Source organism: Lachnoclostridium phytofermentans, from assembly GCF_000733755.1.
GTDB lineage: Bacteria > Bacillota > Clostridia > Lachnospirales > Lachnospiraceae > Lachnoclostridium > Lachnoclostridium phytofermentans_A.
The window spans coordinates 159,520-172,342 of the sequence record NZ_JPOF01000006.1 but is presented as its reverse complement, the minus strand read 5'-3'; the positions used below and the strand labels follow the sequence as shown (position 1 = coordinate 172,342).

Sequence of the window (12,823 nt, the reverse complement as noted above, 5' to 3'; positions counted from 1 at the left end):
GAATACCCTCTTATGCATATTTTAACATAAGAGGGCATTCGGGGCAATATAATAGGAAAATTATGGCGTTTTTAATGCAATGGTATCACCGTATTTGATAACGGTTTTTCCATCTGGATGAAATTCTTTTACATTCTCTTCATTAAAAGTTTCTAAGTCAGAGGATGTATGCATTGGAATATTGTAGGTTGCTTTCACTAATCCAGCACATTCCGTTGCTTCTTCCGGACCCATATTGTAATGTCCATCGATAGGATACATAGCATATGTAATGTTTTTGTCTGCTAAATTTCCCATAGAATCGATTTTTGAGGTGTCACCTGCATGATACACTGTTATTCCGTCAAAGGATATAAGATAGCCTACACAACCCATGCGATGGTTATCATTGTATGCAGGAACTGCTTCAATTGTAACACCTTTTTCTTCAAATTTTTGATATTCCTCTTTTTTTAGAGCTTCATTTTGAGTAATAACTAATGTAGTATCTTTTTTGTTAATTAAATCTACTCGGTCATGGTCACCGTGAGCATGAGTAACTAAAACAATATCGGCTGGTGTTTTATAATCTCCATCAAAATAAGGATCTATGTAGATGACTATTCCTTCTTTTGTAACAATTTTTGTAGTTGCATGACCTATTAGTGTTAACGTAGCACCATCTTTACTACAGCTGCTTAAAAACATTACAGTACTTAAAACTGATAATAATGCAAATATCTTTTTTAACCTCATTTTTCTCTCTCCTCCATGATCAATATTGTAATAAAAAATTGGAAATATTTCGATGTATTTTATGCACAAATAATTGGATTATATGCACATTATAATAAGTGAATGAAAAGAGATATCATTCTATTAGTATAATTTGAAGCGAATTTTAGATACTAAAAAAGATAACTTAATCTTTTTTTGTGACCATTAAAGAGAATCAGTGATTTTTCTTAATGGAGAGAAGGAGGTAATATGACTGATTTAAGATGTGAAGTATGCAACTGTGCGTATAATGACAATCACCTTTGTGAAAGAAAGAACATATCAGTAAAGGGACCAAGTGCAGAGTCTCCCGATGCGACCTGTTGTGACAGTTTTTGCGAGTGTGGACATGGTGCTAAAAATGCGGTTCATGGGGAAGCAGCACTTGAAACTGAAATCTATTGCAATGCAGAGGATTGTGTTCACAATGAATGTGAAAAATGTACTGCTCATAGTATTGATGTCAGAGGTATTGGTGCCAGCCAACCAGAAGGTACCCTCTGTGCCACCTTTAATTGTAGACATGGAGAATCTAGTTACATCAATTCTTCGATTTCCTAAGATAATCGAAAGGTACTATTTTTTAAGTTAATCTAACGATAACTAATAAATAATAAATAGTAAATAGATGATAAACGTCTCTTATGCTGTGAGAACAAAAAAGACAATCAGTTTTAGGCTGATTGTCTTTTTTTATACTAAATGATATTTTTGTAATAATAGATTGTAGATGATTGAAATTTAGATTTGAGATTATGCCTAATAGTAATCTTCGGAGTCATAAACTTCGTCGATTTCTTCTTTGTCTTCGTAATAGTCATCATTCATAGACTTACTTTTATAGACTTGTTTGGCATTGGCTTTGCTATTGCTAGCATTGTTAGAGCAGTTGGAAGCTGTTCTTTTGGTTGGAGTAGATTTACTATTTTTAGAACTTTCCATGAGAATAATCTCCTTTCCTTTTTGTCCGTAGTATGTACATTTTCATAAATAATATTCAAAAATTAAGGATGGGGAGTATGCAGGATATAAATGGTATTAAGAGGATTATTCTCGTCCATAACAAATCCATCGATATGGCCATTGTTAATAATTGTAGTGCAATGGTTTACATCATATTGTTGTTCACATTCTTCTAATGTAATAATATCCATATTCATAAAATTACCCCTATCTTGTCTTTTCTCTGCATTATATTCATTGCCGAGCATAGATAGAATAGGGGTAAGATAATAAATTTATTTCGTTAAATCAATTTGAAATCGTTCTAGAACGAATTAGTACTTAATAAAACTACATCACTAATAAAATTTCATTTTCTACCGTTAAGGAATTAGCAGGGATGTAATTTGAAGACAACTTTGTTCCATTTAAGTAACATTCACGATAGCCACCTTCTGCACCATCTGTATTCTGGATAGTAATAGTTAACTTCTTACCACGGAACATCTTAGTGATTTTAACCTCTTTCCAAGTGGATGGAATCGAAGGGGAAAGTAATAGACCATCAAAGTCAGGACGCATACCTAAGATACCTTCTACGCAACCTACCATTACGGTAGATGCAGTTCCTGTTAACCAATGTACATGGGAGCGTCCTTCAAATGGACTATCCACGGATTCTGTAAATTGTCCATGAACATATGGCTCGAGAACACGAACATCTGCATTATCATTCTGAGAAGATGGAGAGCACTCAGTAAAGTACTCATAAGCTCGATTTCCGTGACCCATTAACGATTCTGCTAGAATAATCCAACCTTGTGGCTGTGAGAAAATACCACCATTTTCTTTGGTTGATTTATTAAATAGGATAGCGAGAGCACCGCTAAATGCGTGATCTACATAGGAAGGAGCCATTACTCGGCACCCATATGGTGTATTCAATTCACGATGCACACTCTCTAAAGCTTTTTCTGCCTGGTCTTTTGTAGCAAGACCGCTAATAACTGCCCATGATTGAGGATTTAACCACATATTTGCTTCAGGATCATGTTTAGAACCAATGACTTGACCATCTTCCTTATAGCCACGGATAAATCGGTCATCTTCCCAACAGTATTTCTGAATGGTTTCCCCTAGTTCTTTCTGAACTTTATCTAAGTAAGAAAGATATTCTTTATCACCCTTTTCCATAGCAAATGGGCGAATCACTGTCATAGCATAATATAACTGTAGTGCAACGAAAGAAGATTCTCCCTTTTTACCAAGGCGCAAGCAGTCGTTCCAATCAGCATGAAGACCAGCAGGCATGTTATGTGATCCAAGACGCTCCATAGAGAAGTTAATTGCTCTCTTTAGATGATCATAAACAGTACCTTCATCTTTGTTGGCATATGGGATAACTTCATCAATAAAAGCTTTATTTCCTGTTTCTGCAATGAATTTTAATACCGTAGGAAATAACCAGAGAGCATCATCTGCACGATAAGCTGGATGTCCAGTTGCCTGTGCATAAGAAATATCATCTGGTGTATCTTCATGACCAGCATTATGATTAAATTTTACTAATGGTAAACCACCACCATTATCGACCTGTGCTGATAACATAAAGCGAATTTTCTCCCCAGCCATTTCTGGATCCAGGTGAATAATACCCTGTATGTCTTGAACAGTATCACGATAACCGTAACCATTTCTTAACCCTGCGTAAATAAAAGAAGCAGCTCTTGACCAGATAAAAGTGATAAAGCATTGATATGCATTCCACGTATTTACCATATGATTAAAGTTTTCATCTGGGGTTTTTACTTGAAATTGCTCTAGTTTTCCATGCCAGTATGATTTTAATTCACTAAGTTCTTTCTCTACGATGGATATGTCTTCATAACACTTTAATAGTTCGGCAGAATCTTTATCATTTTTCTTGCCTAATATGTATACCAATTCTTTCGTTTCTCCAGGAGCAAGGGTGAGCGTAGAATGAAGAGTACCACAGGCATTGGAGTTATAATTTAAGGTATTATCACAACAACCATTGATGACAGCGATTGGATTACCATAACTATGATAACGGCCAATAAATGACTCTTTATCACCATTGTAGGAGACAATAGGTTGCCCTACGCTTCCAAAGAATCGTTCACGATAATTGGTTCCTTCTGCATTCTTACCATCATTTTCGTTGATCGTTTGGAGGATTTTATTACCTTTAAAATAAGTTTTCGTAATAAAGAGTGTGTATTGTAGATTAACTTGATCATTTTCATAGTAGTCTTCATTTGTAAATTCTATAAAACCAAAGGTGGAAATCGTTCTTTCCTTATCATCTGAATTGGTTACAGATAATTTCCATACTTCATGTGTCTTATTAAGAGGGACGTAATATAATGCTTCGGAATGAATCTTAGAATAATCTGCGCTAATTTTGGTATAGGCGGTGCCGTGGCGGCATTCATTCTGATAGACGGATAGATCTTTACCTACTGGTTGCCAAGAAGCTGACCAATAATCGCCGGTTTTATCATCACGTAGGTAAATATATCGTCCTGGCTTGTCTTCTTGATTAAATATGTATCTGGATATTCTACCATTTGCACCACTTTTTACGAAACTATAACCACCTGCATTGTTTGATATGATAGCACCATATTCGGGAGAGCCTAAATAATTCGCCCATGGAGCTGGAGTATTAGGTTTGGTAATCACATATTCTCTGTTTGTTTCATCAAAGTAACCGTAATTCATAACAATCTCCTTTATTTTATTAATATGGTTAAGACATAAAAATTCCTTAACTTTTGGTTCATTATAGCATAAGTTAAGATTTAGAAACAATGTTTAATCATATCCTTATAAATTGGTGGAGATAAGATATGACATGGGAAACGATGAGATATGCCTTAAGGATTTAGTGTGCTGTCGATTCTTATCACATTCAATGGATAAGCGGCATATTTTAATAGTGAATACTGTACAAGGAGGGGGAATATGAAAGATATCGTTACATCCATTCAGCTAGTAATTTCTAGCCTTGGTGGTTATCTTGGGTGGTTTTTAGGTGGTACCGATGGATTTTTATACGCATTATTATTTTTCATAATTGTCGATTATCTAACTGGTGTGATGGTTGCTATCTTACAGCATAAGGTGTCTAGTAAGGTTGGGTTTCGTGGAATCTTTAAGAAGGTAGTTATCTTATGTCTTGTCGGAATAGGCCATATCTTAGATACGAAAGTTATCCGTAGTGGAACTGTAATGCGAACCGCAATTATTTTCTTCTATTTATCGAATGAAGGAATTAGTATTTTAGAAAATGTTGCATTGATAGGACTACCTGTCCCCAAAAAATTATTAGATGTCCTTATTGCATTAAAATCAAAAAATAGTGAAGAAGTTGTGGATATAAAAAAAATAGAAGAAACATTTAAGAGTAGTACAGAGGAGATAGGAGAAGAGAACAGAGAAGATCAAAATGAAATTAGCAAAGTAGAGAAGCATCAGGAAGAGGATTGTAAGGAAGATAATAAAGAAGTTAATAAAGTAGATAATAAAGAAGATAATAAAGAAGATAATAAAGAAGATAATAAAGAAGAGGATTATAATGAAGAAAATTATAAAGAAGAGATACTAAAAAAAGAGAAACTAAAAAAAGATGAGTATAATTTAGAGTGTAAAAAGGAAGAAAAAGATGAAGAAAAAAACCATAAAGAAAAGAACCACAAAGAAAGGAACAAGTTACAATACAGAACAAAAAAACAGGATGTATATAATAAGTATAAAAAATATAATAAGTATAAAAAATATAATCATAATTAAAATCTTGATAGTGAATAGAGACTGTAAATTATTTTGTGGAAACTAGAGAAAATCCTCTTAGATTAATGTTAAAATAAATATTAATCTAGGTGGATTTTTTATGGCAAGACATGTTAAAAGATTTATTAGGTGCAATGGAAAATCATAGTAGTATACTATTACTTTTTATTGTTTAGTTCCTAATGAATCATAGCCCTGTAAGAACTGTATTAATGTTCTTATAGGGCTATGATTTATTCATTTATTTACTTATTTATTTTTTTCTACTTCAGCCATCTTCATTGCACGAACCTTTAATGAAAGACCAAAGAGATTGATGAAGCCTTCTGCATCATGATGATCATACAACTCACCTGTAGTAAAGGATGCAATACTTTCATTGTATAGAGAATATGGAGATGTTGTACCTTGCTTAATAATATTTCCTTTGTAAAGCTTTAATTTAACTTCTCCAGTTACATATTCCTGAGTGACCTCTACAAAAGCCTGAAGGGCTTCACGGAGAGGCGTAAACCATTTTCCTTCGTATACTACATCAGCAAATTTATTACCAATTTCTTTTTTACAAGAAAGAGTAGCACGATCTAAGATTAATTCCTCAAGCCCTGTATGTGCTTCCATTAAGATTGTTCCACCAGGAGTTTCATAAACGCCACGGGATTTCATACCAACAACACGGTTTTCGACGATATCGACAATACCAATACCATGCTTTCCTCCAAGCGTATTTAGTTCTTCAATAATCTCTGAAACCTTCATCTTCTTACCGTTAAGAGCAGTTGGAATACCTTTTTCAAAGGTTAAGGTTAAGGTTTCTGCTTCATTTGGAGCTTTCTCAGGAGAAACGCCAAGTACAAGCAAATGATCGTAATTTGGAGCATTTGTAGGATCTTCTAGTTCTAAACCTTCATGACTAATATGCCATAAGTTACGGTCACGGCTATAGCTATGGCTTGCGTCAAATGGTAAGTCAATTCCGTGAGCTTTACAATATTCAATTTCATCTTCTCTGGATTGCATCTTCCAAGTGTCATTACATCTCCATGGTGCAATGATTTTCAAATCTGGAGCAAGTGCCTTAATACCTAATTCAAAACGTACCTGGTCATTACCTTTACCAGTAGCACCATGGCATATTGCAACCGCATTTTCTTTTCTTGCAACTTCTACTAATTTTTTCGCAATCACTGGACGAGCCATCGAAGTTCCTAGAAGGTATTTATTTTCATAAATTGCACCAGCTTTTACACATGGCATGACATATTCATCTACAAATTCATCAGTTACATGCTCTATGTATAATTTAGTTGCACCGGATAATTTTGCTCTTTCTTCTAATCCATCTAATTCATTTCCCTGTCCAACGTCGATACAGCAGCAGATAACTTCATAATCATAGTTTTCTTTTAACCATGGAATAATTGCAGTAGTATCAAGACCACCGGAATATGCTAAAATAACTTTTTCTTTCATAATAATATCCTCCTTAAACAATTGGTTTCACACTTAGAAATGTATATCCATGCATGAAATTCATCTTATAATTTATAAATATACATCAAACTTAAAAAATATGCAATCCTAAAATTAAGAAAATTTTAATTTAATCTTAGGGTATGTTTAAGACTAATTTAGTTGTTTCGTTTCTTAGACTATGATAGAATATTAACTTGGAGGTTGCAAAATATTAGAAAAAAATGGTGAAGTAGTTGCAATCTAGAAAGGAACATTAAGAATGAAACAATTTTTTAAGAAATATAATCACGCCTGGGTATTGCTTTATACGTTTATCTATTTAATATGGTTTTTCTATTTGAGTCAAACAAGCATTGATTCTTATCACTTGGTAAAATCAAGTCTAGATGACAAGATACCATTTATTGAATGGTTTATCATTCCGTATTACATATGGTTTCCTTATGTCCCTGTTGTTATCGCTTACTTCTTCTTTACTTGCAAAGAAGAATTTTATCGTTGCACCGGTTTTTTATTTATCGGTATGACAATCTGCCTGATCGCATATACCATTTATCCGACTGGGATTAATTTTCAACATGATTTAGATTCTCTTGGGCGTAGTAATTTTATGATTAATATGACACGTTTTATTTATAGTGTTGACCCGGGAACTAATGTCTGCCCAAGTATTCATTGTTATAATTCTATAGGTCTTTCGATTGCAATTATAAAAAGCAAGCGACTTGGGAAGTCTAAAGTTATTGTTATCGGATCAGTTATTTTAAGTACTTTAATCTGTATGTCAACAGTTTTCGTAAAACAACATTCAATCATTGATGTATATTTTGCAATTGGGCTTGCAGTTATTATGTATCTTATTATATATGTTCCAAATTATGAAAGATTATTTAAAAAATGTAGATTAGAAGCTTTAAAAAATAGACAATAATCATTTAGTGGAGGTTTTATGTATCAGATTGTCTTAGCATCAGGTTCTCCAAGAAGAAAAGAAATTTTATCGCAGGTTGGTATTGATTTTACAGTATGTGTTAGTAATAAAGAAGAAATCACATCTGAAACATCACCTGAAAAGGTTGTAATGGAACTTTCCAAGATGAAAGCAAAGGATGTATCGCAACAATATGCAGCGAATACAATAATTATAGGCTCAGATACCATCGTGGCATATCAAAATCAGATTCTTGGAAAACCAAAGAATGAGGATCATGCAAAGGAAATGTTACAACTGTTATCTGGGGAATCACATGAGGTATATACTGGTGTAACCGTAATTATTAAAAATGACTCAGGCGAAGTGTTAGAGCATACGTTTTATGAAGTATCTAGAGTAACATTTTCTGAGTTAACAAAGGAAGAAATTTTAGATTATATAGCTTCCAAAGAACCAATGGACAAGGCTGGAGCCTACGCAATCCAAGGAAGATTCGCAGTTCATATTTCAAGAATTGAGGGAGATTATTATACTATTGTTGGACTTCCAATTGCTAGATTATATGAAGAGGTAAGGAAGTTAGGGTTTGACATTGTTAGGAATCGAGAGGTGGAGTAGTAGTTTAAATAACGCTAGATAAGATAATTTTAATATATCTGATTGTTATATGGCAATTTATGCAGGTATACTTATATTAAAGGGCATCTATGTAGATGTTCTTTTTTTTATGTTTTTGTGCAGTTATATTTGAAATAATTTTTGAAGTTGTATTGCTTACTTAATGAGTATTCTAAATAATATAAGAAGCTGAAAAGATGTTAAGCAACAGTTGTGTAAGGAATAGTATAAGAAAAGATCAAAAACAGGAAAGAAAACAGGAAAAATCTTTAGGAAAAGTAAAATAATGTCGAAGAATGACTGCTAAATATTGATATATGGTATATTATGGTTTATGATATAAAGAAAAGTGCTTTAAGTGAGGGAGAAACGCATGAAAAAGAAAAAGCTCTTTATTGCTTTCGTAATCATCATTATTTTGTTACTCATTCCGGTTAGTTTTACTATTACTGACAAAATACGTTATGACAACGGAAAAGAAGCAATCTTTGTTTGGGATATTGGGGGTGGTGGAGAAGTTATTATATATAAAGGTATTTTCTACAGTATCCTGTACTTTTATCCGGAAACCACAATCGATGATAATCAGGAAATCTCCTCTGAATGGGTATGGTTTTGGGAGGATTAAAAATGGGGGTATTTAGATGAAAAATAGTGTTTTCTATGACATATGTAACAGGTTAGATAGTTGTAATAAATCTTGTTATAGTGACAGCATTACTTGCACTAAGAAAATATTGAAACATCAAATAGGAGGAGATTATAATAAATTTTTAGAAATAAAAGCTGAATGTATCGATTCAGACTATTCATCTGGAGCAGCGAATTTTATTTCACAGGCAGCTTTAGTTGTGGCAGTATACTCTTTTGCAACGGATATTCTTGATAGGATTATAGATTATGTTATTATTAAAATAATAATTTCATTATTTTATTTTCTTATAGCATCAGTATTTAGTATTTATTGCCTTAGAAAAATTACAAATAAAAAAAGTATTATAAAATGGAGAAAATATATTTTAGTAGTACTTGATGACATGGAAAAAAATTGGTCTACTTATTTCAATTAAGATTTAGAGGTTGTTACAAAAGAGAAAAGACAATTTGCTTTGGTCAATGCATGGTGGTGGAAATACGCACTCACCCTACGCATTCGGTAAGGTGAACTGTATTTGCCTACGCAAAGTGCATTCGCTTCTAAGTTGAAACTTGATAAGCCTAGAGTTGCGAAGCCACGTTGCTTTCGTTGCAGTTCATGAGCGGACAAGTTCCGCTATCTATAATGTAGCATTAAATATAACTAATGCAAATTAATACATAATATTCTAACAAATTATTCATCAAAATTAATAAAATTAAAATATGAAAATCAAATAAAAAGGAAGATACCCTGTACGAGCTGGTATCTTCCTTTTTATTTAGTTATAAGTGCTATAATTTATAATTATAAATTAACATATAAAAAAAGCTTGCATAATATACAATACGGATGTATAATTATGAAAACTTTTGAATAATTTACCTTATTAGTAGTAGAAATATAAAAAGATACAAGAACTGTTTTAATGAGAATACATAAAAACATAAAGAACTTAGGGAAGAGTCTACGAAATGATTCTGCATGATAAAAGTACACAATGCTGTGTCAGAATGGAGGTTAGTATGATTAAAGTGGGTATTATTGGTTCTACTGGATATGCAGGGCAGGAATTGGTTCGTATTTTATTACAACATAAAGATGTTTCGATTGTGTGGTTTGGATCAAAGAGCTACATAGATAAAAAATACTCAGAAGTATTTCAAAATATGTTTCAACTAGTGGAGGAAAGTTGCCTCGATGATAATATGGAGGAACTTGCAAATCAAGTAGACGTAATCTTCACAGCAACACCACAAGGTTTTTGTGCATCTCTTATGAAAGAAGATATTTTATCGAAAGTGAAAGTAATTGATTTAAGTGCAGACTTTCGAATAAAAGATGTGAGTACATATGAAGAATGGTATGGCATAAAACACAGTAGTCCGAACTTTATAAATGAGGCAGTCTATGGACTATGTGAGATAAATAGAGAGGAAATAAAGAATGCACGTTTAATTGCAAATCCTGGGTGTTATCCAACTTGCTCTATCTTATCTATTTATCCACTTGTGAAGGAAGGTATCATAGAACCAGATAGCATAATTATCGACGCAAAGTCTGGAACCTCAGGAGCTGGTAGAAGTGCAAAGGTTGCCAATCTTTACTGCGAAGTAAATGAGAATATCAAAGCTTATGGTGTTAGTACTCATCGCCATACTCCTGAGATTGAAGAACAATTTTCCTATGCAGCTGGGGAGAACTTAACGATTAATTTCACACCTCATTTAGTTCCAATGAACCGTGGTATTTTAATAACGGCTTACGGAAAACTAAAGAAGCAAGTGAGTTATGAGGAAGTAAAGGATATTTATGATAAGTATTATGAAAAAGAATATTTCGTTCGAGTTTTAGAGAAGGGGATGACTCCTGAAACCCGTTGGGTGGAAGGTAGTAATTTCGTGGATGTGAATTTTGTGATTGATCCACGAACCAATAGAATTATCATGATGGGAGCAATGGATAATTTGGTAAAAGGAGCTGCTGGGCAGGCAGTCCAAAATATGAATCTAATGTTCGGGTTACCTGAACAGGAGGGACTTAAATTAGTTCCGATGTTCCCATAAAATTTAATATTAGTATAAGGCCGAGTTACCCAAAATCCTATTTATTATTATATTAAAATAAGGTCGAGTTACCAATATCTTATTTATTACTGCATTAGTTTAAGGTTAAGGTTACCAATATTTCATTTGATATAGCACTCTCTCTCTCAATCTTAAAGCTATCTGAGGATAGAGAATAGATGATCTTTATATAAAATAATGTTTAAAAATTAATGGCATCGTATTGAAAGAAAGGAGAGTATGAGGAGATATTCTCATACGATAACAATTATGGAGATTATACAAGGTGGAGTAACAGCAGCAAAAGGATTTAAGGCGTCAGGCATCTATGTAGGAATAAAGAAAAAGAGAAAAGATATGGCGTTAGTATATAGTACGGTTCCTGCAGTCGGAGCAGGAGTATTTACAACTAATATTGTAAAAGCTGCACCAGTAAAATGGGATATTAACTTATTAAAACAAAACAATGCAATACAGGCAGTTGTTTTAAATAGTGGTGTAGCAAATGCATGTACTGGTGAACTTGGGGATATCAACAACGAGAAAATGGCAAAAGCAGTAGCGGATGCACTTTCTTTACCAGTAAGTTCTATATTAACAGCATCTACTGGTGTGATTGGTAAACAATTACCGATAGAGGTTATTGAGTCGGGTTCCAAAATACTAGTAGAGGAATTATCAGATACGATAGAAGCAGGCTTATTAGCAGCAGAAGCAATTATGACCACGGACACTATTTCAAAAGAATGCGCAGTATCTTTTTATCTAGGTGAGAAAAAAGTTACGGTTGGTGGTATGAGTAAAGGTTCTGGTATGATTCATCCTAACATGGCAACGATGCTTGGTGTTGTAACTACGGATGTGGCGATTAGTAAAGAAATGCTTCAGGAAGTAGTAAGTACTGATGTAGTTGATACATTTAATATGATATCTGTAGATAGAGATACCTCAACGAACGATTCTCTCATGGTAATGGCAAATGGTCTTGCAGAAAATGAGCTTATTACTGAGAAAGGTGTGGCATATCAACTATTTTATGAGGCATTTCATTATGTTACAGAAACCTTAGCAAAAATGATGGCTGGAGATGGTGAGGGAGCTTCGAAATTATTAGAGGTTTCTGTCATCAATGCGACTTCAAAGGAGCAAGCTATCACTTTAAGTAAGTCGATTATAACCTCTAATTTAGTCAAAACAACAATATTTGGTAATGATGCAAATTGTGGAAGATTCTTGTGCGCTATGGGATACGCTGGTGTTGAATTTGATCCGGATAAAGTAGATTTATTTATCGAAAGTAGCTTCGGGAAGTTACAGCTAGTAGAAAATGGTATGGCTACTAACTATTCTGAAGATTTTGCTTCCAAGATACTTTCTGATAAGGAAGTAATTGCGATTGCAGATATGAAGCTTGGTACAGCTTCTGCAAAAGCTTGGGGATGTGATCTTACGTACGATTATGTGAAAATCAATGCAGATTATCGTTCCTAACTATAATTATGAAAAGAATAAAATGCTCATTCCTCCTATTATACGATAAAAAATGAGTACCTATTGTTTGCATCCACATGAAAGTGA

The 12,823-nt window shown here is 33.5% G+C and carries 12 protein-coding genes and 1 pseudogene; 8 read left to right on the top strand and 5 right to left on the bottom strand.

Features of this window, described 5'->3' with window-relative positions; all coding sequences use genetic code 11:
• Window positions 1-60 precede the first annotated feature (60 nt).
• Entirely contained in the window at window positions 61-735 is a 675-nt protein-coding gene (locus CC92_RS0114155; protein WP_051650907.1) for an MBL fold metallo-hydrolase, read from the bottom strand.
• A gap of 231 nt (window positions 736-966) precedes the next feature.
• On the opposite strand from CC92_RS0114155, the gene CC92_RS0114150 reads away from it, so the two are divergent.
• A complete protein-coding gene (locus tag CC92_RS0114150; protein WP_051650906.1) occupies window positions 967-1,317 on the top strand; it encodes a DUF1540 domain-containing protein in 351 nt (116 codons plus the stop codon).
• Between the two features lie 198 nt (window positions 1,318-1,515).
• Here the strand turns inward: CC92_RS0114150 and CC92_RS0114145 are convergent, their stop codons facing one another.
• From CC92_RS0114145 to CC92_RS0114135, 3 genes are all read right to left on the bottom strand, one after another.
• Window positions 1,516-1,698, bottom strand: coding sequence for a hypothetical protein (locus CC92_RS0114145; RefSeq protein ID WP_029504961.1), 183 nt, complete (start codon window positions 1,696-1,698; stop codon window positions 1,516-1,518).
• Between the two features lie 62 nt (window positions 1,699-1,760).
• Window positions 1,761-1,916: a hypothetical protein gene (locus CC92_RS22585; RefSeq protein ID WP_155998488.1), complete on the bottom strand. Its 156-nt coding sequence runs from the start codon at window positions 1,914-1,916 to the stop codon at window positions 1,761-1,763.
• Window positions 1,917-2,049: 133 nt separating this feature from the next.
• The gene (locus tag CC92_RS0114135; protein ID WP_029504960.1) at window positions 2,050-4,443 is read right to left on the bottom strand and encodes a GH36-type glycosyl hydrolase domain-containing protein; all 2,394 of its coding nucleotides are present in this window, start codon (window positions 4,441-4,443) and stop codon (window positions 2,050-2,052) included.
• Between the two features lie 243 nt (window positions 4,444-4,686).
• Here CC92_RS0114135 and CC92_RS23050 point away from each other — a divergent pair.
• A pseudogene (locus CC92_RS23050) lies at window positions 4,687-5,091 on the top strand (phage holin family protein); the annotation flags it as partial.
• A 672-nt stretch (window positions 5,092-5,763) separates the two neighbouring features.
• Here the strand turns inward: CC92_RS23050 and CC92_RS0114125 are convergent.
• The gene (locus CC92_RS0114125) at window positions 5,764-6,987 is read right to left on the bottom strand and encodes an argininosuccinate synthase (RefSeq protein WP_029504958.1); all 1,224 of its coding nucleotides are present in this window, start codon (window positions 6,985-6,987) and stop codon (window positions 5,764-5,766) included.
• Window positions 6,988-7,249: 262 nt separating this feature from the next.
• On the opposite strand from CC92_RS0114125, the gene CC92_RS0114120 reads away from it, so the two are divergent.
• The 6 genes from CC92_RS0114120 (at window position 7,250) to argJ (ending at window position 12,736) form a co-directional block, all read left to right on the top strand.
• Entirely contained in the window at window positions 7,250-7,921 is a 672-nt protein-coding gene (locus tag CC92_RS0114120; protein WP_029504957.1) for a phosphoesterase, read from the top strand.
• A gap of 18 nt (window positions 7,922-7,939) precedes the next feature.
• Window positions 7,940-8,542: a Maf family protein gene (locus CC92_RS0114115; RefSeq protein ID WP_029504956.1), complete on the top strand. Its 603-nt coding sequence runs from the start codon at window positions 7,940-7,942 to the stop codon at window positions 8,540-8,542.
• A gap of 373 nt (window positions 8,543-8,915) precedes the next feature.
• Window positions 8,916-9,170, top strand: coding sequence for a hypothetical protein (locus tag CC92_RS0114105; RefSeq protein WP_029504955.1), 255 nt, complete (start codon window positions 8,916-8,918; stop codon window positions 9,168-9,170).
• A gap of 16 nt (window positions 9,171-9,186) precedes the next feature.
• A complete protein-coding gene (locus CC92_RS0114100; protein ID WP_029504954.1) occupies window positions 9,187-9,612 on the top strand; it encodes a hypothetical protein in 426 nt (141 codons plus the stop codon).
• A gap of 592 nt (window positions 9,613-10,204) precedes the next feature.
• Window positions 10,205-11,245: an N-acetyl-gamma-glutamyl-phosphate reductase gene (gene argC / locus CC92_RS0114095; protein ID WP_029504953.1), complete on the top strand. Its 1,041-nt coding sequence runs from the start codon at window positions 10,205-10,207 to the stop codon at window positions 11,243-11,245.
• A gap of 270 nt (window positions 11,246-11,515) precedes the next feature.
• Complete coding sequence (gene argJ, locus CC92_RS0114090) at window positions 11,516-12,736, top strand: bifunctional glutamate N-acetyltransferase/amino-acid acetyltransferase ArgJ (RefSeq protein WP_029504952.1); 1,221 nt, start codon at window positions 11,516-11,518, stop codon at window positions 12,734-12,736.
• The last annotated feature ends 87 nt before the right edge of the window (window positions 12,737-12,823 follow it).